We start from the raw sequence: 20,732 nt of genomic DNA on the forward strand, positions 1-20,732 counted from the left end.
GGCGGCAGCGGGCGCGGCGACGCGGGTCGCATCGACACCGGGCAAGGCGGCGGGGGGCGCGGCGGCAGCGGGCGCGCCGACGCGGGTCGCATCGACACCGGGCAATGCGGCGGGGGGCGCGGCGGTATTGGGCAAGGCGGTGGGGGGCGCGGCGACGCTGGGCGAGGGGTGGCCCGTATCGGGCGCAGCCGCGGGGATCGCGCCGGCACCCGGCGCGGCGACCTGGGGCCCGACGGCATCAGGTAAGGCGGCGGTGGGCGCGGCCACGCGGGGCGAGGCGGCGGAGCGCGCGGCCGTATCAGGCAAGGCGGCGGGGATCGCGTCGGCACCCGGCGCGGCAGCGCAGTGCGCGTCGGCATCAGGCAAGGCGCTGAAGGTTGCGTCGGAACGGGGCGTGGCGGCGGGGGGACGGGCGGGGCGGGGTGTCGGGCCGGGCGGTGGTGGAGCGGTCATTTCTCCCCCCTTCGGTCGCGACGGCCACAGGACAGGCGCAGAGCGTAGTCAGGGGCGGGAGGAGTGGCCCGCAACCGTGGGGGGACACGGCGGGTGAGGGGACGGGGCGTAGGCCGTTCGGGCGTTCGTCCGGCGTCCGGGGAGGTGGGCCGGGCAGGGATGCGCCAGGCTGCGGGGCAGGAGCACGAGGGCGCGGACAGGCGGTGCGGACAAAGGGCGGTGGGCTCGTGCAGTTCGACGACGACGCGAGGCTGGACACCTCCGAGGTGCAGGATGTGCGCGGGCGCCGGATCCCGGGCGGCAGGGCGACCGTCGGCGGTGGCGTCGTCGGGCTGATCGGCCTGCTGCTGGCCCTGTTCCTGGGCGTCGGCCCGGACCAGCTCGGTCTGTCCTCGGGCGACTCGCCCGGGCCCGCCAGTTCCTCGCTCGCGCAGGTCCAGCAGACGTGCCGTACCGGGCGGGACGCGAACACCCGGGACGACTGCCGGATGGTGGCGGTGGTCAACAGCGTGCAGGACTACTGGTCGCAGGAGTTCCGGCGGCAGGGGGCCACCTACACGCGGTCGCCGACGGTCTTCTTCAGCGGGGAGGTCGCGACGGGGTGTGGTCTGGCGACCTCGGCGGTCGGGCCGTTCTACTGCCCCGGGGACCGGAAGGTCTATCTGGACCTGGGGTTCTTCGACGAGCTGCGGACGAAGTTCGGGGCGAGCGGCGGGGCGTTCGCGCAGGCGTACGTGGTGGCGCACGAGTACGGCCATCACGTGCAGGACCTGACGGGCACGCTGGGCCGTTCCCAGGACGGGATGACCGGGGCGAGCAGCAACTCGGTGCGGACGGAGCTCCAGGCGGACTGCTACGCCGGGGTGTGGGCGCGGCACGCGACGACGACGCCGGACGAGTCGACGGGCCGCCCGCTGATCACCAGTCTGACGACGGCGGACGTCCAGGACGGTCTGGACGCGGCTGCGGCCGTGGGCGACGACCGGATCCAGGAGCGGTTCCAGGGGCGGGTGACGCCGGAGGCATGGACGCACGGGTCGGCGCAGCAGCGGCAGCAGTGGTTCCAGCAGGGGTTCCGGACCGGGGACCCGGCCCGCTGCGACACGTTCCGCTGAGGCGTTGTCAGTGGTGGCTGCGAGACTCGGAAACCACCACGGACACGACCGAGGGGCACGACGGATCCGACGCACGAAGGAGTGATCGGCATGGCAGGCACGGGCGGACGGCCGGGCATCTGTCCGACGCTGTTGTACGCGGACGCGAAGGCGGCGATCAAGCAGCTCACGGAGGCCTTCGGCTTCACCGAGCTGTCGGTGTACGAGGGGGCGGACGGCACGGTGATGCACGCCGAGCTGGTCCAGGGCAACGGTGCGGTGATGGTCGGCTCCAAGGGACGCGGCGGCGTCTTCGACGCGGCGATGAAGGACGCGGGCCCCGCGGGGGTGTACGTCGTCGTGGACGATGTCGACGCCCACCACCAGCGGGCCCTGGAGCACGGCGCGGAGATCCTGATGCCCCCGACGGATCAGGACTACGGCTCGCGGGACTACATGGCCCGGGACGCCGAGGGCAACATCTGGAGCTTCGGGACGTACGCCCCCGAGACAGGCGCCTGAGGCAGGCGCCCGAGCGGCCCGCTCCCGGTGCCGGGCCGGCTGTCTCCCGGTGTGCGCGCCGGCTATCCCCCGGTGTGCACCTGGAAGGCGGCCCGGCGCACGGCCTTGGCGAGGGCGGGGTCGGGGTGGGCGGCGGCGAGCGCGACCAGGACCTGCACGGTGCGCGGATGGCCGACGGCCCGTACCTCGTCGAGCAGCTGGGGGACGGTGGGCTGCACGGCGGCCTCCAGGTGCCGTACGAGCATGTCTGTCTCGCCGTGGTCGGCGACGGCCGCGGCGGTGTCGACCCAGAGCCAGGTCGCCTCCTCGCGGGTGAGGACCTCGTGGGCGTCCTCGGCGTCGACACCGTCGTGCTCGGCGAGCCACAGCAGGGCGTACGGCCGGAGCGCCGGTTCGTCGACGACCGCGCGGACGTCGGGCTCGGCGGGGGCGCCGACCACGCGCAGCGCCTCGAAGGCGAGGCCGCGCAGCAGGGCGTCCTCGCCACGGGCGGCGTGGACGAGTTCGCCGACGGCGCTGCCGACGGGGCGGGCGGCGAGCCAGGCGCGGTACTCGGCGCGGGCGGCGTTGGGGCGCAGCTGGGCACAGCCGCGGAGCATGTCCTCGGCGGACTGCTCGATGTTGCCGGCGGGGCTCTGCGCGGCCACGCAGATCTGCTCCAGCTTGACCCAGACCGCCCAGCTGCCGAGCGGGGTGAGGGTGGCCTGGCCGCCGCCGTGGGTGAGGGCGCCGACGGAGGCGAGGGCGCGCACGGCCCAGTCGAGGAGGGGGGCGAGCGGGGTGTCCCCGGCGGGCGCGGGCTCCGCGGGGCGGAGCTGCTCGGCGGGGCCGGCGGTCCCCCCGGCCCCGGGCGCGTAGGAGATCTCGCAGCGCTCGGTGCGCAGTTCGCTGACCCGCTGCTGGAGCAGGTCGAGCAGCTGCTCGACCGGGACGGGCCCGGCGGACAGCTGAAGGAAGGAGAGCACCTGGGGCATGGCCGAGACGACCTCGGCGACGGCTGCGGGCTCGTGGTCCTCGGGTTCCGGGCAGGCGAGGGACCAGGCGTCGAAGAGGGCGACCCAGCCGCGCAGCACGGCGCTGTCGTCACGGTCCCAGGCGCGCAGCCGCCAACCGGGGCGCGCGCTGTCCCCGTGCACCTCGACGAGTCCGGCGAGGCGGGCGGTGTCCCACTCGGCGCGGATCTGGGCGGAGCTCAGGCCGAGGTCGGTGGCGGCGCGTTCGGCGGTCTTGTCGGAGAGGGTGGCCTTGCCGTCGGCGGTGGCGTCGTTCCCCGGGCCGAGGGCGGCGTCGGCCCAGCGGGCGACGCGGACCGCGCCGGCCAGGCCGGTGCGCGCCATTCGGGCCAGTTCGGCGGGGGCGGGGGTGCCTTCCGGCGGCCGGGGTGCGGGGCGGCGTGGGCGCCGCTGGTTCACAGCTCTGGGGGCGGCGGCCAGGGGTCGCGGTCGGACGAGTCGAAGCCTGGAGTCGCGCGGGATACGGGACGTCACGGGTGCAGTCTTCCGGTTGACGGTCCGAAAACCCAAACGGAATGTCACGGGGGGCGACGGGGGTGGCCAATGCACGGGGTGCGATGACAGGCGAGGAGACGTGATCCAGTCATTCGTACGGCCCTAAACGGAACGGCTGGAACCGGGACGTCCGGCTCGGGCCGGAGGAGTCGGGGCCCGCGTGATCAGCGATGACTCGCATAGGCGGGGTCCCGCACCAGCGGTGGCTCTCCCCGGGTGTCTCACCACGGCCGACTCACATCAGCGGTATCAGGAATCGGCGCAGCCGCTCCTCGTACTCCTGCGGGTCCACGTTCCACATCGCGGCGTGCGAGGCCTGCGCGACGGTGTGCAGGGCGACGCGGTCGGGGTGGCGGGCGGCGAGGCGGCGCGAGTACTCCCACGGGGCCACCGTGTCGTCCGGGCCGTGGAAGATCAGGGTGGGCACGGGCGGCGGGACGGGGTCGGCGGGCCCGGTGACCTGGTCGGCGGAGAGCCCGGCACGGCCCTGCGCGGCGCGCACCGCAAGCGGCAGCAGCGGACCGGGGGTGTGGTGGGCCCGGGCCAGGGCGCGCAGCGTGGCCTCCCAGTCGAGCACCGGCGAGTCGAGGACGAGACCGACGACGCGCTCGCGCACCGGGGAGTGCTCGGCGGTGCGCAGGGCCATGGTGGCGCCGGTGGACCAGCCGAGGAGGACGACCCGGCCGGCGCCGTAGCGGACGGCGTAGCGGATCGCCGCGTCGACGTCCCGCCACTCGGTCTCGCCGAGGTGGCCCAGGCCGTCCGGCGGGCGCGGGGCGCCGAGGTCGCCGCGGTAGGCGAGCGCGAGGACGGGCAGGCGCCGCTCGTGCAGGAAGCGCATGACGTTCATGGCCTGCTCGCGGGTGGTGCCCAGGCCGTGGACCGCGATCACCCAGGTGTCCCGCTGTCCCGGTACGAACCAGGCGGGCAGGGTGCCCAGTTCGCCGGGCACGTCGACGTCGGCGTGGTCGAGTCCGAGGGCGGTGCTCGGGTTGCCGACGTACACGTTCGGGGTGAGCCACACCGCGTCGCCGGGGCCGAGGGTGCCGTGCGTGACGCGTTCGAGGCGTCGTACGACCGCGTCGGCGCTGTGCTCGGCCGACTCCAGGACGGCGCCGACGACCGCGTGGGAGCCGTCGCCGGAGAGGCCGTAGGTGCCGGGGCGCAGGGAGGCCAGGTCGCGGGTGAGGGTGATCCGGCCGGCCGCCGTCGCGTGCACGGTGAGCCGGGGCTCGGTGGGCAGGGGCCGGCCCGCGGGCGCCTTCAGCGCGGCGTCACTGGCGAGCCTGCCGGCGGCCACGGATGCCGCGCCGGCGGCCAGGACTGCGGTGAGTGCGGCGGCGGTCGCCTTGACGGTGCGCACCCGTCCAGTGTCGTGGCGCTCGGTGGTCCCGGCCAGCGGAGCGGCACCGCGGAAGTCCGGCGGGGCGGCTCGGCGGAAGGTCAGCCGCGCTGCCCGTACCCCTTCAGGCGTTCGGTGACCTCGGACAGCTGGGAGTCGGTGAGCAGGGACGGGGACAGACCCGGGAGCGAGGACGCGGTCAGCCAGAGACGGCACATCCACTCCAGTTGGGCGGTGCGGTCGTAGGCCTGGTCGAGGGTGGCGCCATGGGTGACCGTGCCGTGGTTCTGCAGGAGGCAGCCGGAGCGGTCGGTGAGGGCGCGCAGCATGTTCTCGGCCAGTTCGTCGGTGCCGTAGGTCGCGTAGGGGGCGACCCGGACGCGGCCGCCGAGGGCGCTGCTCATGTAGTGGATCGCGGGGAGTTCGATCACGAGGGTGGAGACGGCCGTGGCGTGCACCGCGTGGGTGTGGACGACGGCGCGGGCGTCGGTGGTGCGGTAGATCGCGAGGTGCAGGGGCAGCTCGCTGGTCGGTACCAGCGTGCCGAGCACCTGCCGGCCGGTGAGGTCGACGCCGGTGATGTCGTCCGGGGTCAGCCGGTCGTAGGGCACGCCCGAAGGCGTGACGAGCACGGTGTCGCCGACGCGCGCCGAGACGTTGCCGGAGGTGCCGACGACCAGCCCGTCGGCGACGGTCCGCCGGGCCGTCGCGACCAGTTGCTCCCAGACGCCTGCCGCGTCCCCGTCCGCGTCCCCGTCCGCTTCCGTGCCCGCGGTGCGCCGCTGTTCAGCCATGCCGTGATCCTGCCAGCAGACCGCGTGGGGAACGGCACGTCGGAGCGCAACAGTTGAGCCGCCGAATGGGTGCATATCGCCGCGAAATATACGAAAAACTCCTCCTCGTCGGTGATCAACCGCATTCAATGTTCCCCGGCTCGCCGGACTCCACCGCGCCCTAATCGGGAGGACACATGACCCTCGATCACTCCTCTCCTTCACGCCCTTCACGTCCTTCAGGTCCTTCTCGCCCTCCGCGCCCGACGCGGCGCCGCATGGGCGTCCTCGCGGCGGTCACCGCGGTGCTCGCCCTCGCCGGCACCCAGGCCGCGGCCGCCCGGCCGCCGTCGGCCTCGGCAGGGGGACTGCCGTCGGAGGCCATGGCGGGACTGCCCCTGGGGCACGACGTGTCGTCCCACCAGGAGCACGTGGACTGGCCGGAGGTCCGCTCGAACGGCGCGCGGTTCGTCTACGTCAAGGCGACCGAGTCCACCGGCTACCGCAACCCCTACTTCGACCGGCAGTACGACGGCGCGTACCGGGCGGGGCTGATCCGGGGCGCGTACCACTTCGCCCGCCCGGACCGGTCCTCCGGCGACGCGCAGGCCGCCTACTTCGTGCGGAACGGCGGCGACTGGCGGGCGGACGGACGGACGCTGCCGCCCGCGCTCGACATCGAGTACAACCCGTACGACCCGGACGAGAAGTGCTACGGGCTGAGCGGGCCGGAGATGGTCCGATGGATCCGGTCGTTCAGCGACGAGGTCCGGCGGGAGACCGGCCGCCGCCCGGTCATCTACACCACCGCCCTGTGGTGGAGCGCCTGCACCGGCGACAGCCGCGCGTTCGCCGACGACCACGCCCTGTGGATCGCCAGCCACGGCGCACCGGACCCGGGGGCGCTGCCCGGCGGTTGGCAGCACTGGACCTTCTGGCAGTACGACATCCAGGGCGGTCTGCCGGGTGACCAGAATCTCTTCAACGGGCCGCAGAGCCGGCTGCGGGCCTTCGCGCGCGGCCGTTGACCAAGGGGCACCTGAGGCGCCGGACACGAACAGACGCGAACGGAACCCCGACCCCCCGTTTGTGACACCCCTACGCCCGCCTCAGTTCACCTTCCGTTCACCCAGGTTGCCTACGGTCCAACAGCCAATGACCTCGAACGATTGCCTGGGTAAATGGAAAACTTCTCGCTGATCCTCGCGATTGTGGTGGTAACCGCACTCGCGTTTGATTTCACGAACGGTTTTCACGACACCGCCAACGCGATGGCCACGACCATCTCGACCGGTGCGCTCAAGCCCAAGGTCGCGGTGGCCATGTCCGCCGCCCTCAACCTTGTGGGCGCCTTCCTCTCCGTGGAGGTCGCCAACACGATCTCCAAGGGTCTCGTCGATGAGAACGGCATTCGTCCCGAGGTCATCTTCGCCGCCCTCACCGGCGCGATCCTCTGGAACCTGCTGACCTGGCTGGTGGGACTGCCCTCCAGCTCCTCGCACGCCTTGATGGGCGGCCTGGTCGGGGCCACCGTCGCCTCCGCCGGCTTCGGCGCCGTCCACGGTGACGTCCTGGTCACCAAGGTTCTGCTCCCGGCGGTCGCCGCACCGCTCGTGGCCGGTCTCGCGGCGATGCTCGCCACCCGCTTCTCCTACGGCATCGGCAGGAACGCCGGCGGCGAGGCCACCCGCAAGGGCTACCGCGCCGGCCAGATCGCCTCCGCCGGCCTGGTCTCCCTCGCCCACGGCACCAACGACGCGCAGAAGACGATGGGCATCATCACCCTCGCGCTCGTCGCGGGCGGCACGATCGCCCCCGGTTCCAACCCTCCCACCTGGGTGATCCTCTCCGCGGGTCTGGCCATCGCGCTCGGCACCTACATCGGCGGCTGGCGCATCATCCGCACCATGGGCAAGGGCCTGACCGACCTGGAGCCGCAGCAGGGCTTCGCCGCGCAGACCAGCGCCGCCACGGCCATCCTGGCCTCCTCGCACCTGGGCTTCTCCCTCTCCACCACGCACGTCGTCTCCGGCTCGGTGATGGGTGCGGGCCTCGGCCGCAAGGGTGGCGTGGTCCGCTGGTCCACCGCGACCCGGATGTTCATCGCCTGGGTGCTGACCCTCCCGGCCGCCGCCCTGGTCGCCGCGGGCGCCGAGTCCGTGACGGACCTGGGCGACTGGGGCACCGGGCTCGTCGCCGTCTTCCTCGTCGCCGCCAGCGCCACGATCTGGAAGGTCTCCCGCCGCGAGGTCGTCGACCACACCAACGTCACCCACGACGGCACCACCGAGCCCGCCGGCGTGGTGACCACCGCCATCGCCGCGGTGACCCCGCCCCCCGCCGGCACGGTCGGCGAGGGCCTGACGGCCACCATCGCGGCTCCGGCCATCGCCGACCCGGCCCCGGCGACCCCGCCGGCCGCCACGGTCTGACCCCGAGCACCCGGTACCTGAAGGAAGCATCCCCATGAAGATCGACTGGGCGGCCATCGGCTCCGTCTTCGGTGTCAGCCTCGTGGCGACCGTCGGCCTGGTGGCCCTGTTCACCCTCGGTGTCACCGGCCTCTCCCGCCGGGAGAAGGCCGCGGCGCAGGGCAACTCGGCGGCGCTCGCGGTGACCGGCGCGTACATCTGCTTCGCCGCCTGCGCGGCCGCCGTGGCGTACGGCATCTACCTGATCGTGGTCAAGGCCTGAACCCCGGGTCCACGGCCCGGACCTGACCGACCGTCCGGAAGACTCCGCCCCCGAAGTGTTCGGGGGGCGGAGTCTTTCGCGTGCCCCCACATCGCGCGACCGGCGCCGATGTGGGGCTCGGCACACTCTCCCCACGCAGGTCAACGGCAAGTTGACGGCTCTTCCGGGGGCGTGGTGGACTGCCGGGGCCATGTACGGCGGCAGAAGAGGAAGCCGGTGCGAATCCGGCGCGGTCCCGCCACTGTCACCGGGGTAGAAACCCCGGGAGCCAGGAACTCTCGCCGCCGGTCTCGTCGAACCAGGGCGTGGACACCCTGAGTGAGGACATATCGCCATGCTCGGCTGCCGATCGAGAACCCGTACCAGGACTGCGCCTTCGCCCACGGCCGGCTGAGCCGATGGGTGCCGATCGCTCGTACGCGTACGGCGCCGCCGCCGGCCTCCTGGGCGACCTGCTCCTCGGCGATCCGCGCCGCGGGCATCCCGTCGCCGTGTTCGGGCGTGCGGCCGGCGCCGTGGAAGGCGCGTTGTGGCACGACCACCGCGGCTGGGGTGCGCTGCACACCGCCGTGTGCGCCGGAGGCGCCGTCGCGCTGGGTGTCGTGGCCGAGCGCGCCGTGCGCCGCTCCCCCGCCGCGACCGTCGCGCTGACCGCCGCCGCCACGTGGGCCGTCGTCGGGGGCACCTCGCTGGCCCGGGAGGCCCGGACCGTCGGGCGTGCCCTTCAGGCCGGGGACGTGGCGGCCGCCCGTGCGCGGCTGCCGCACCTGTGCGGCCGGGACCCGCAGGCCCTCGACGCCGACGGGATCGCCCGTGCGGTGGTCGAGTCGGTCGCCGAGAACACCTCCGACGCCGTCGTGGGCGCACTGGTGTGGGGAGCGGTCGGCGGGGTGCCGGGGCTGCTCGGGTTCCGGGCGGTCAACACCCTGGACGCGATGGTGGGCCACAAGTCCCCCCGCTTCCGGCGCTACGGCTGGGCCTCCGCCCGCCTGGACGACGTCGCCGGCTGGCCGGGGGCCCGGCTGACCGCCGTACTGGCCACGCTCGCCGGACCCGATCCGCGCGGTGCCGTACGGGCATGGAAGGCGGACGCGGCGAGCCATCCGAGCCCCAACGCCGGTCCCGTCGAGGCGTCGTTCGCGGGCGCCCTCGGGGTGCGCCTCGGCGGGACGCTGTCCTACGGCGGGCGCGTCGAACACCGGCCCGTGCTCAACGGGGGCGCCGGGCGCGCCGTCCGCGTCACCGACATCGACCGGGCGGTACGGCTGTCCCGGCGCGTCGGCCTGCTCGCGCTCGGCACCACGGTGGCCGCGCGCGTCCTCCTCAAGAACCTGAAAGGACGGGGCGAGTGAACGGTGGTCTCCTCGTCGCCGGCACCACCTCCGACGCCGGCAAGAGCGTCGTGACGGCCGGGATCTGCCGGTGGCTGGTGCGCCAGGGCGTCAAGGTGGCGCCCTTCAAGGCGCAGAACATGTCCCTCAACTCCTTCGTGACCCGCGAGGGCGCGGAGATCGGCCGCGCGCAGGCCATGCAGGCCCAGGCGTGCCGGATCGAGCCGACCGCGCTGATGAACCCCGTGCTGCTCAAGCCGGGCGGTGAGCAGAGCAGTCAAGTGGTGCTGCTGGGCAAACCGGTGGGCGAGATGAGCGCGCGCGGCTACCACGGCGGGCGCCAGCAGCAGCTGCTCGGCACCGTGCTGGACTGCCTGGCCGAGTTGCGGGGCACGTATGACGCGGTGATCTGTGAGGGGGCCGGTTCGCCCGCCGAGATCAATCTGCGGCGCACGGACATCGTCAACATGGGGATCGCGCGGAACGCGCGGCTGCCCGTCCTCGTCGTCGGCGACATCGACCGCGGCGGTGTCTTCGCCTCCTTCTTCGGGACCGTCGCCCTGCTCTCGCCCGAGGACCAGGAGATGGTCGCGGGCTTCCTGGTCAACAAGTTCCGGGGCGACGTGTCGCTGCTGGAGCCCGGCCTGGACATGCTGCACGGGCTCACCGGGCGGCACACCTACGGCGTGCTGCCGTTCCGGCACGGGCTCGGCATCGACGAGGAGGACGGCCTGAGGGTGTCGCTGCGCGGCACCGTCCGCGAGTCCACGGTCGCCCCGCCGCACGGCGAGGACGTGCTGCGGGTCGCCGTCTGCGCGATCCCGCTCATGTCCAACTTCACCGACGTGGACGCGCTGGCCGCCGAACCGGGCGTCGTCGTGCGGTTCGTGGACCGGCCGGAGGAACTGGCGGACGCGGACCTGGCGGTGGTCCCGGGCACGCGCGGGACCGTACGGGCGCTGGAGTGGCTGCGCGAGCGGGGTCTCGCCGACGCGCTGGTCCGCAGGGCCGCAGAGGGGCGCCCGGTCCTGGGCATCTGCGGCGGCTTCCAGGTGCTCGGCGAGCACATCGAGGACGACGTCGAGTCGCGCGCCGGCGCCGTCCCCGGCCTCGGGGTGCTGCCCGTGCGGGTGCGGTTCGCCCGCGAGAAGACCCTGACCCGCCCGGCCGGGGAGGCTCTCGGCGAGCGGGTCGAGGGGTACGAGATCCACCACGGGGTCGCCGAAGTCCTCGGCGGGGATGCGTTCATCTCCGACGGCAAAGGGCACAGCCTGGACGGCTGCCGGGTCGGCCACACCTGGGGCACGCACTGGCACGGTTCGCTGGAGTCGGACGGCTTCCGGCGGGCGTTCCTGCGCGAGGTGGCCGCCGCCGCGGGGCGCCGCTTCGTGCCGGCCCCGGACACCTCGTTCGCCGCGCTGCGCGAGGAGCAGCTCGACCGGCTCGGCGACCTGATCGAACAGCACGCGGACACGGACGCGCTCTGGCGGCTCATCGAGTCGGGCGCGCCGCAAGGACTGCCTTTCATTCCACCGGGAGCGCCCGCATGAGCACAGTGTTGTTGTTGTCGACCGCCGACACCGATCTCCTGGCGGCCCGGGCGTCCGGCGCCGGCTACCGCATCGGCAACCCGACCCGCGTCGACGTCACCGGCGAACTGCCGGGCCTGATCGCGGGCGCCGACATCGCGGTCGTACGGCTGCTGGGCGGAAAGCGCGCCTGGGAGGACGGGCTGGCCGCGCTGAAGGCGGCCGGGATCCCGGCCGTGCTGCTGGGCGGCGAGGCCGTACCGGACGCGGAGTTGATGGCCGAGTCGTCGGTGCCGGCGGGTGTCGTCGCGGAGGCGCTGAGGTACCTGGTCGAGGGCGGGCCCGCGAATCTGCTGGAGCTGTCCCGGTTCCTGTCGGACACCGTGCTGCTGACCGGCGAGGGCTTCGAGGAGCCGCGGAAGATGCCGGAGTACGGCGTCCACGGCGAGCGTGCTCTCGTGGCCGGCCGGCCGACCGTGGGCGTGCTCTTCTACCGGGCGCACGAACTGAGCGGCAACACCGCGTTCGTGGACACCCTGTGCGAGGCGATCGAGGCGAAGGGCGCCAACGCCCTTCCCGTGTACTGCGGTTCGCTGCGCGGCGCGGACGCCGGGCTGTACGAGCTGCTGGGCCGGGCCGACGCGCTGGTCGCCACCGTGCTCGCGGCCGGCGGCACGCACGCCTCGCAGGCGTCAGCGGGCGGCGACGAGGAGGCCTGGGACATCGGGGCGCTCGCCGACCTCAACATCCCGGTGCTGCAAGGCCTGTGCCTCACCTCGTCGAAGCAGGCCTGGGACGAGTCGGACGCCGCCCTCTCCCCGATGGACGCGGCGATGCAGGTCGCGATCCCGGAGTTCGACGGCCGGCTGATCACCGTGCCGTTCTCCTTCAAGGAGCAGGGCCCCGACGAGGTACCGGTGTACGTGGCCGACCCGGAGCGGGCCGGGCGGGTGGCCGGGATCGCCGTACGGCACGCGCTGCTCCGGCACAAGCCGAACGCGGAGAAGAAGGTCGCGCTGGTCTTCACCGCCTACCCGACCAAGCACTCCCGGGTCGGGAACGCGGTCGGCCTGGACACGCCCGCCTCGGCGGTCCGGGTACTGGACGCGCTCCGCGACGCGGGGTACTCCCTCACCGAATACCCCTCCGGCGGCGACGAGTTGATCCACCGGCTCATCGAGGCCGGCGGCCACGACGTCGAGTGGCTCACCGAGGACCAGCTGGCCGCCGCGCCCGCGCGGGTGCCGCTGGCCGACTACCGGGCGTGGTTCGAGACGCTCGATCCGGAGCTCAGGGACGCCATGGTGGAGGCGTGGGGCGAGCCGCCGGGCAGCCTGTACGTGGACGGCGAGGACATCGTGCTCGCCTCCCTCCGGTTCGGGAACGTCGTCGTGATGATCCAGCCGCCGCGCGGCTTCGGGGAGAACCCGATCGCGATCTACCACGACCCCGACATGCCGCCCTCCCACCACTACATGGCGGCCTACCGCTGGCTGGACAACAGCTTCGGCGCGGACGCGGTCGTGCACATGGGCAAGCACGGCACGATGGAGTGGCTGCCGGGCAAGGGCCTGGGGCTGAGCGCCGGTTGTGCCCCGGACGCCGTCCTCGGCGACCTGCCGCTGATCTACCCGTTCATCGTCAACGACCCGGGCGAGGGCACCCAGGCCAAGCGGCGCGGGCACGCCACCGTCGTCGACCACCTGGTGCCGCCGATGGCACGCGCCGACACGTACGGCGATCTGGCCAAGCTGGAACAGCTGCTGGACGAGTACGCGCTCGTCTCCGACCTGGACCCGACCAAGGCGCCGGCCGTGCGGGCGCAGATCTGGACGCTGGTCAAGGCGGCCGAGCTGCACCACGACCTGCATGTGGACGAGCAGCCGGACGACTCCGACTTCGACGAGTTCGTCATGCACATCGACGGCTATCTGTGCGAGATCAAGGACGTGCAGATCCGCGACGGTCTGCACATCCTGGGCGGCGGCCCGGTCGCCGAGCCCCGCGTGAACCTGGTCCTCGCGGTCCTGCGCGCGTCCCAGGTGTGGGGCGGGCAGGCGAACGCGCTGCCGGGGCTGCGGGCCGCGCTGGCCGCGCACTTCGGGCTGGTCGAGAAGGAGCTGCTGGCCGAGCCGGGCGCACCGGTGAAGGTGCCGGTCGAGCTGACGGACCTGGTGGAGGGTCCGTCCCGGTCGGCCGCCGACGCGATCGACCTGCTGGAGCAGCTGTGCCGGCGGTTCGCGGAGGGCATGGAGGCCCGCGGCTGGGCGGTCGCCGAGAGCGCGCCGCTGGTCCGCGAGGTCCTGGGCACCGAACTCCCGGACGCGGTGGCCGTGCTGGAGTTCGCCTGCGCCGAGGTCGTACCGCGGCTCGCGCGCACCACGGACGAGATCGGGCACATCCTGCGCGCGCTGGACGGCGGTTACGTCCCGGCGGGCCCCTCGGGCTCCCCGACCCGCGGACTGGTCAACGTGCTGCCGACCGGTCGCAACTTCTACTCCGTCGACCCCAAGGCCATTCCCTCCCGGCTGAGCTGGGAGGTGGGCCAGTCGCTCGCGGACTCGCTGGTGCAGCGGTATCTGCAGGACACCGGGGAGTACCCCAAGTCGGTCGGCCTCACCGTCTGGGGCACCTCCGCCATGCGCACCCAGGGCGACGACATCGCCGAGATCCTCGCGCTGCTGGGCTGCCGCCCGGTGTGGGACGAGGCCTCGCGCCGGGTGACGGGGTTCGAGGTGGTTCCCCCGGCGGAGCTGGGCCGGCCGCGCATCGACGTCACGGTCCGGATCTCCGGGTTCTTCCGGGACGCGTTCCCGCATGTGGTCGGGCTGATCGACGACGCCGTACGGACGGTCGCCGAGCTGGACGAGCCCGCCGAGTCCAACTACGTGCGGGCGCACGTCGAGGAGGACGCCGCGGGGCACGGTGACCGGCGGCGGGCGACGGCGCGGATCTTCGGCTCGAAGCCGGGCGCGTACGGCGCGGGGCTGCTGCCGCTGATCGACGCCCGCAACTGGCGCTCGGACGCCGACCTCGCCGAGGTGTACGCGGTGTGGGGCGGCTACGCGTACGGGCGCGGGCTCGACGGGCGGGCGGCGCGCGGGGACATGGAGACCGCGTTCAAGCGGATCGCGGTCGCCGCGAAGAACGTCGACACCCGCGAGCACGACCTGGTCGACGCAGACGACTACTTCCAGTACCACGGCGGCATGGTCGCCATGGTCCGGCACCTGACCGGCGCCAACCCCGAGGCGTACGTGGGTGACAGCGCCGTGCCGGACCAGGTGAGGACCCGCACGCTCGGCGAGGAGACCCACCGCGTCTTCCGCGCCCGCGTGGTCAATCCGCGCTGGATGGCGGCCATGCGCCGGCACGGCTACAAGGGCGCCTTCGAGATGGCGGCGACCGTGGACTACCTGTTCGGCTACGACGCCACGGCGGGTGTGGTCGACGACTGGATGTACGAGAAGCTCAGCGCGGAGTACGTCTTCGACCCGGAGAACCGGGACTTCATGAAGAAGTCCAACCCGTGGGCGCTGCGCGGGATCACCGAGCGGCTGCTGGAGGCGGCCGACCGGGGGCTGTGGGCGGAGCCGGACGCGGACACGCTGGAACGGCTGCGCGCCACCTACCTCGAGCTGGAAGGCGACCTGGAGGGCGACCAGTGACCACCCCTTTCCCCTTTACGGCCGTGGTCGGCCAGGACGACCTGCGGCTCGCGCTGCTGCTGAACGCCGTCTCGCCGGCGGTCGGCGGTGTGCTGGTGCGCGGCGAGAAGGGCACGGCCAAGTCGACGGCGGTGCGCGCCCTCTCGGCGCTGCTGCCGCAGGTGCCCGTGGTTCCCGGATGCCGTTTCTCCTGTGACCCTGCCTCCCCCGACCCGTCCTGCCCGGACGGTCCGCACGAGCCGGGGCCGGGCGTTCAAAGGCCCTCGCGCATGGTCGAACTCCCCGTCGGCGCCTCAGAGGACCGACTCGTCGGAGCCCTCGACATCGAGCGCGCCCTGGCGGAAGGCGTGAAAGCCTTCGAGCCGGGCCTGCTCGCCTCGGCGCACCGCGGGATCCTGTACGTGGACGAGGTCAACCTGCTCCACGACCACCTGGTCGACCTGCTGCTGGACGCCGCCGCGATGGGTGCCTCGTACGTCGAGCGCGAGGGCGTCTCCGTGCGACACGCCTCGAAGTTCCTGCTCGTCGGCACGATGAACCCCGAGGAGGGCGAGCTGCGGCCGCAGCTGCTCGACCGGTTCGGGCTGACCGTGGAGGTCGCGGCCTCGCGGGAGCCGGACCAGCGGGTCGAGGTCGTGCGGCGCAGGCTGGCGTACGACGACGATCCGGCCGGCTTCGCCGCGCGGTGGGCGGGCGAGGAGGCCGTCGTACGGCAACGGATCGTGGCGGCACGGGAGTTGCTGCCGCAGGTGTGCCTCGGCGACGGGGCACTGCGGCAGATCGCGGCGACCTGCGCGGCCTTCGAGGTGGACGGCATGCGCGCCGACATCGTGATGGCGCGCACGGCGACCGCGCTGGCCGCGTGGGCCGGGCGGACGGATGTGCTGGCCGAGGACGTGCGGCAGGCCGCGCTGCTGGCGCTGCCGCACCGCCGCCGGCGCAACCCCTTCGACGCGCCGGGCCTGGACGAGGACAAACTGGACGAGACGCTGGAGCAGTTCTCCGGGGACGCCCCGGACGGCGACGAGGACCCCGACCCCGACGGCCCCGGTGGCGGCGGCGGTCGGCCGGCGCCCGACTCCGGTCCCCAGGGCGACGGCGGCGACGCCGCGCAGCCCGAGGCCGGTGAGGGCGGGCAGCCGGGGGCCTCCGGCGCGCGGGAGCAGTCGGCCGTACGGGCCGCCGAGCCCTTTCGCACCAAGGCGCTGAGCGTGCCCGGCATCGGCGAGGGTGCCGCCGGACGGCGCTCGCGCGCGCGGACCGAGCACGGGCGGACGACCGGGGCGCGCCGGCCCCGGGGGACGCTGACCAAGCTGCACCTGGCGGCCACCGTGCAGGCCGCGGCCCCGCACCAGCGGGCGCGCGGCCGGTCCGGTCCTGGGCTGGTGGTGCGCCGGGACGATCTGCGGCAGGCGACCCGTGAGGGGCGCGAGGGGAACCTCGTGCTGTTCGTGGTCGACGCCTCCGGGTCGATGGCGGCGCGGCAGCGGATGAGCGCCGTGAAGGGTGCCGTGCTGTCGCTGCTGCTGGATGCCTACCAGCGGCGGGACAAGGTGGGACTGGTGACCTTCCGGGGCGCCGCCGCCGATGTCGCGCTGCCGCCCACGTCCTCCGTGGACGCCGCCGCCGTCCGGCTGGAGTCGCTGCCGACGGGCGGCCGTACGCCGCTCGCGGCCGGGCTGCTCAAGGCGCACGAGGTGCTGCGGGTCGAGCGGCTGCGGGATCCGGCGCGGCGGGCGCTGGTCGTCGTGGTGACCGACGGACGGGCCACCGGTGGTCCGGAACCGGTGGCACTGGCGGGGCGCGCGGCGCGGCTGTTCGCGGCCGAGGGGGTCGCCTCCGTGGTCGTGGACTGCGAGTCGGGGCCGGTGCGGCTGGGGCTCGCCGGGCAGCTCGCGGGTGAGCTGGGCGGTACGGCGGTGACGCTGGACGAGCTGCGGGCCGACTCGATCGCCGGGCTGGTCAGGGATGTGCAGGGGACGCCGAGGAGGGCCGCGTAATGCCGCAGGGACAGCCGAGTGTCGTACCGGACGACGGTCTGACGACGCGTCAACGACGTAACCGGCCACTGGTCGTCGTGCACACCGGGATCGGCAAGGGCAAGTCGACCGCCGCGTTCGGTCTCGCGCTGCGCGCCTGGAACCAGGGGTGGCCGATCGGGGTGTTCCAGTTCGTCAAGTCGGCGAAGTGGAAGGTCGGCGAGGAGAACGCGCTGCGCGTGCTCGGCGCCTCCGGCGAGGGCGGGACCGTCGACTGGCACAAGATGGGCGAGGGCTGGTCCTGGGTCCAGCGGGGCATCCAGGGTGACAACGCGACCAACGAGGAGAAGGCCCGGGAGGGCTGGGAGCAGGTCAAGCGGGACCTCGCGGCCGAGACGTACCGGCTGTACGTGCTCGACGAGTTCGCGTACCCCATGCACTGGGGCTGGGTGGACACGGACGAGGTCGTGGAGGTGCTGCGGAACCGGCCGGGCACCCAGCATGTGGTGATCACCGGGCGGAACGCGCCGGAGAAGCTGGTCGACTTCGCCGATCTGGTCACCGACATGTCCAAGGTCAAGCACCCCATGGACGCGGGTCAGAAGGGCCAGAAGGGCATCGAGTGGTGACGTCGTCGGTGCCTCGGCTGGTCGTCGCCGCGCCTTCCTCGGGCAGCGGCAAGACCACCGTCGCCACGGGGCTGATGGCCGCGTTCGCCGCGCGGGGACTCGCCGTGTCCCCGCACAAGGTCGGGCCGGACTACATCGACCCCGGCTATCACGCGCTCGCGACCGGGCGGGTGGGGCGCAACCTGGACGCGTACCTGTGCGGTCCGGATCTGGTCGCCCCGCTGTTCCTGCACGGGGCACGGGGTTGCGATCTCGCCGTCGTCGAGGGCGTGATGGGGCTGTACGACGGGGCCGCGGGCCAGGGGGAGCTCGCGTCCACCGCGCATGTGGCCAAGCTGCTCAGGGCGCCGGTGGTGCTGGTCGTGGACGCGTCGTCGCAGTCCCGGTCGGTGGCGGCGCTGGTGCACGGGTTCGCGTCCTGGGATCCGGAGGTGCGGATCGGGGGCGTGATCCTGAACAAGGTCGGCTCGGACCGGCATGAGGAGCTTCTGCGGGAGGCGCTGGATTCGGCCGGGGTTCCGGTGTTGGGTGTGCTGCGGCGGGCGGCTCAGGTGGATACGCCTTCTCGGCATCTGGGGTTGGTGCCCGTTGCCGAGCGGCGGGCCGCTGCGGTCGACGCCGTTGCCGCGATGGCCGAACAGGTGGCCACCGGCTGCGACTTGCCCGCGCTGGAGGCACTTGCCCGTGCCGCGGGTCCCCTGCCGGAGGGCTCCGCCCCCTGGACCCCCGCCTCGCCCACCGGCCGTCCGGCTCCGCCGCCCGGGAAGCCGGCGCCCGTCGTGGCCGTCGCCGGTGGTCCCGCGTTCACGTTCTCCTACGCCGAGCACACCGAACTGCTCGCCGCCGCCGGTGCCGACGTCGTCACCTTCGATCCGCTGCGGGACGAGCAACTCCCGGACGGCACCGCGGGGCTGGTCGTCGGCGGTGGTTTTCCCGAGGTGTACGCGGCCGAGCTGTCCGCGAACGAGCCGCTGCGCAAGGCCGTCGCCGAGCTGGCGCTGGGCGGTGCGCCGGTCGCCGCCGAGTGCGCGGGGCTGCTCTATCTCAGCCGGGAGCTGGACGGGCTCCCCATGTGCGGCGTCCTCGACGCCACCGCGCGGATGACGGAACGGCTCACCCTCGGCTACCGGGACGCCGTGGCCGTCGGGGACAGTGTGCTGGCCGTCGCCGGGACCCGGATGCGGGGGCACGAGTTCCATCGCACCGTCGTCGAACCCGGCGCCGGTGCCGCGCCCGCCTGGGGGCTCACCGCCCCGGTGCGGCGGGTCGAAGGTTTCGTACAGCAGGGCGTGCACGCGAGTTATCTGCACACGCACTGGGCGTCGCAGCCCGGTGTGGCCCGTCGGTTCGTGGAGAGGTGCCGGACGTCATGAGCAGCAGGCTGGTCGGAGTCGGGGTCGGTCCCGGTGACCCGGAGCTGGTGACCGTCAAGGGGGTCAACGCACTGCGCGCGGCCGATGTCGTCGTCGTACCGGTGATGGACACCGGTGAGCGGGGCCGGGCCGAGGCGACCGTGTTGCACTACGTCCCCGAGGAGAAGGTCGTCCGGGTGGTGTTCGCGCTGAACGAGCGGACCGACCGGGCTCGCCGGGAGGCCGCCTGGGACGCGGCGGGCGAGCGGGTCGCCGAGTTGCTCGGCGGCCATGGGTCCGTCGCGTTCGCCACCATCGGGGATCCCAACGTGTACTCGACGTTCACGTACCTCGCGCAGACGATCGTGGAGCTGGTGCCGGGTACCGTGGTGGAGACCGTGCCCGGGATCACCGCCATGCAGGACCTGGCCGCGCGCTCGGGTGCCGTGCTGACCGAGGGCACCGAGCCGCTGACGCTGGTGCCGGTGACGGCGGGTTCGGCGGTGCTCAAGGAGGCGCTGGCCGGGCCGGGGACCGTCGTGGCGTACAAGTTCGGGCGGCAGGCCGCCGAGGTCGCCGAGGCGCTGCGGGAGACCGGGCGGATCGGGGACGCCGTGTGGGGCTCGGCGCTCGGGCTGCCGGAGGAGTCGGTGCGGCCGGCCGCCGAGCTGGACGGGGCTCCGCTGCCGTACCTCTCCACGCTGATCGCGCCCCCGCGGCGCGACGGCGGGCGGGGCGGGAAGCTGTGACGCGGACGGCGCGTTCGGCCGCCGGCGGTCGCGGGGCCTCGGTCACCGCGGGCCCGGGGGGCTCGGCGGCCGGGGGCCGGAGTGGCTCGGCGGCACAAGGGTGGGACGGCTCGGCCGCCGGTCGGCGCACGGGCTCGGCCGCCGGTCGGCGCACGGGCTCGGCCGCCGGTCGGCGCACGGGCTCGGCCGCCGGTCGGCGCACGGGATCAGCTGCCGGTCGGCGCGCGGGATCAGCTGCCGATCGGCGCACGGGATCAGCCGTCGCGAGCCGGGGTGGCCCGGCCACCGGAAGCCAGGCCGGCACAGCCGCCGCCGGGCGCGCGGCCTCAGGCGTCGGACACCGGGTCGGCTCGGCCGCCGGGCACCCGGTCTGCTCAGCCGCCGGAGACGCCGACCACCAGCCAGATGAACGCCGCGCCGGCCACCGTGCACAGCAGGGTGGAGTGGGCCGGGTGCTCGTGGTGGGCCTCCGGGAGGATCTCGGCGGCGGCGAGGTAGAGCAGCACGCCGCCGAAGAGGCCGAGATAGCCGCCGAGCACCGGCTCGGGGATGTGGATGAAGGCGGTCGACAGGGCGCCCACGAGCGGTGCGCAGGCGTCGGCGACGAGCATGCCCACCGCCCGGCGGCGCGCGTTGCCGTACAGGTTCGTGATGGTGAAGGTGTTGAAGCCGTCGGCGAAGTCGTGCGCGATCACGGCGAGCGCGACGGACGTCCCCATTCCGCCGCCCACCTGGAAGGCCGCGCCGATCGCCACGCCGTCCATGGCGCTGTGGCCGACCATCGCGGCGGCCGCCGTCAGGCCCACCTCGGGCGCCCGGTGGTTGTGCTCGGCACCGCCGTGCGCCGCCCGCCGGGCGGCCAGCGTGCGCTCCACGAGGTGGGCCAGCAGGAAGCCGGCCACGAACAGCAGCAGGGCGGCGGGTACGCCGAAGATCTCGCGGCCGGCCACGTGCAGCGCCTCGGGCAGCAGGTCCAGGCCGACCACGCCCAGCATCAGTCCGCCGGCCAGTCCCAGGACCAGGTGCCGACGGTCGGTCACACGCTGGGCCGTCCAGCCGCCGGCCAGCGTCATCAGGAACGCGCCGAGCGCGACGAAGACCGCCATAGG

General features: G+C 73.8%; 16 protein-coding genes, 1 pseudogene and 1 riboswitch. Of the genes and pseudogenes, 12 read left to right on the forward strand and 5 right to left on the reverse strand.

Annotation, left to right across the window (positions count from 1 at the left end):
• Positions 1-366, reverse strand: a pseudogene (locus ACWD5D_RS38200) (RNA polymerase subunit sigma); the annotation flags it as partial.
• A 314-nt stretch (positions 367-680) separates the two neighbouring features.
• Between ACWD5D_RS38200 and ypfJ the strand changes: the two are divergent.
• Complete coding sequence (gene ypfJ / locus ACWD5D_RS38205) at positions 681-1,568, forward strand: KPN_02809 family neutral zinc metallopeptidase (protein ID WP_451377406.1); 888 nt, start codon at positions 681-683, stop codon at positions 1,566-1,568.
• Between the two features lie 90 nt (positions 1,569-1,658).
• The gene (locus ACWD5D_RS38210; RefSeq protein WP_451377407.1) at positions 1,659-2,069 is read left to right on the forward strand and encodes a VOC family protein; all 411 of its coding nucleotides are present in this window, start codon (positions 1,659-1,661) and stop codon (positions 2,067-2,069) included.
• 62 nt (positions 2,070-2,131) lie between these two features.
• On the opposite strand, the gene ACWD5D_RS38215 is transcribed toward ACWD5D_RS38210, so the two are convergent.
• The 3 genes from ACWD5D_RS38215 to ACWD5D_RS38225 all read right to left on the reverse strand — a co-directional run bounded on the left by ACWD5D_RS38215 (position 2,132) and on the right by ACWD5D_RS38225 (position 5,713).
• On the reverse strand, positions 2,132-3,406 hold the full coding sequence (locus ACWD5D_RS38215) for a hypothetical protein (protein ID WP_451377408.1): 1,275 nt from the start codon (positions 3,404-3,406) through the stop codon (positions 2,132-2,134).
• Positions 3,407-3,812: 406 nt separating this feature from the next.
• Entirely contained in the window at positions 3,813-4,940 is a 1,128-nt protein-coding gene (locus tag ACWD5D_RS38220) for an alpha/beta hydrolase (RefSeq protein ID WP_451377409.1), read from the reverse strand.
• An 80-nt stretch (positions 4,941-5,020) separates the two neighbouring features.
• Positions 5,021-5,713, reverse strand: coding sequence for a class II aldolase/adducin family protein (locus ACWD5D_RS38225; RefSeq protein ID WP_451377410.1), 693 nt, complete (start codon positions 5,711-5,713; stop codon positions 5,021-5,023).
• A gap of 257 nt (positions 5,714-5,970) precedes the next feature.
• Here ACWD5D_RS38225 and ACWD5D_RS38230 point away from each other — a divergent pair, with 257 nt between their 5' ends.
• The 10 genes from ACWD5D_RS38230 (at position 5,971) to cobI (ending at position 19,623) form a co-directional block, all read left to right on the forward strand.
• A complete protein-coding gene (locus ACWD5D_RS38230) occupies positions 5,971-6,720 on the forward strand; it encodes a lysozyme (RefSeq protein WP_451377411.1) in 750 nt (249 codons plus the stop codon).
• Positions 6,721-6,873: 153 nt separating this feature from the next.
• Positions 6,874-8,124 (forward strand): anion permease, encoded by a 1,251-nt coding sequence (locus ACWD5D_RS38235; RefSeq protein ID WP_451377412.1) that lies wholly within the window; start codon positions 6,874-6,876, stop codon positions 8,122-8,124.
• 34 nt (positions 8,125-8,158) lie between these two features.
• Positions 8,159-8,386, forward strand: coding sequence for a hypothetical protein (locus tag ACWD5D_RS38240; protein ID WP_451377413.1), 228 nt, complete (start codon positions 8,159-8,161; stop codon positions 8,384-8,386).
• A gap of 158 nt (positions 8,387-8,544) precedes the next feature.
• A riboswitch (cobalamin riboswitch) is annotated at positions 8,545-8,686 on the forward strand.
• A gap of 98 nt (positions 8,687-8,784) precedes the next feature.
• Positions 8,785-9,738 carry a cobalamin biosynthesis protein gene (locus ACWD5D_RS38245; RefSeq protein WP_451377414.1) on the forward strand — a complete coding sequence of 318 codons (954 nt, stop codon included), beginning with the start codon at positions 8,785-8,787 and terminating at the stop codon, positions 9,736-9,738.
• Positions 9,735-11,267, forward strand: a complete 1,533-nt coding sequence (locus ACWD5D_RS38250) for a cobyric acid synthase (RefSeq protein ID WP_451377415.1) — start codon at positions 9,735-9,737, stop codon at positions 11,265-11,267. Before ACWD5D_RS38245 ends, ACWD5D_RS38250 begins: the two co-directional genes overlap by 4 nt.
• Complete coding sequence (cobN, locus tag ACWD5D_RS38255; RefSeq protein WP_451377416.1) at positions 11,264-14,914, forward strand: cobaltochelatase subunit CobN; 3,651 nt, start codon at positions 11,264-11,266, stop codon at positions 14,912-14,914. The genes ACWD5D_RS38250 and cobN overlap by 4 nt, the downstream gene beginning before the upstream one ends.
• A complete protein-coding gene (locus ACWD5D_RS38260) occupies positions 14,911-16,914 on the forward strand; it encodes a putative cobaltochelatase (RefSeq protein ID WP_451377417.1) in 2,004 nt (667 codons plus the stop codon). The genes cobN and ACWD5D_RS38260 overlap by 4 nt, the downstream gene beginning before the upstream one ends.
• The gene (cobO, locus tag ACWD5D_RS38265; RefSeq protein ID WP_451377418.1) at positions 16,914-17,522 is read left to right on the forward strand and encodes a cob(I)yrinic acid a,c-diamide adenosyltransferase; all 609 of its coding nucleotides are present in this window, start codon (positions 16,914-16,916) and stop codon (positions 17,520-17,522) included. The genes ACWD5D_RS38260 and cobO overlap by 1 nt, the downstream gene beginning before the upstream one ends.
• Positions 17,519-18,895 (forward strand): cobyrinate a,c-diamide synthase, encoded by a 1,377-nt coding sequence (locus ACWD5D_RS38270; RefSeq protein WP_451377419.1) that lies wholly within the window; start codon positions 17,519-17,521, stop codon positions 18,893-18,895. The genes cobO and ACWD5D_RS38270 overlap by 4 nt, the downstream gene beginning before the upstream one ends.
• Positions 18,892-19,623, forward strand: a complete 732-nt coding sequence (gene cobI / locus ACWD5D_RS38275) for a precorrin-2 C(20)-methyltransferase (RefSeq protein ID WP_451377420.1) — start codon at positions 18,892-18,894, stop codon at positions 19,621-19,623. Before ACWD5D_RS38270 ends, cobI begins: the two co-directional genes overlap by 4 nt.
• Positions 19,624-19,997: 374 nt before the next feature.
• Here cobI and ACWD5D_RS38280 read toward each other — a convergent pair whose 3' ends face one another.
• The gene (locus tag ACWD5D_RS38280) at positions 19,998-20,729 is read right to left on the reverse strand and encodes a ZIP family metal transporter (protein WP_451377421.1); all 732 of its coding nucleotides are present in this window, start codon (positions 20,727-20,729) and stop codon (positions 19,998-20,000) included.
• Positions 20,730-20,732 lie beyond the last annotated feature (3 nt).

It is taken from the genome of Streptomyces sp. NPDC002520, from assembly GCF_053595235.1.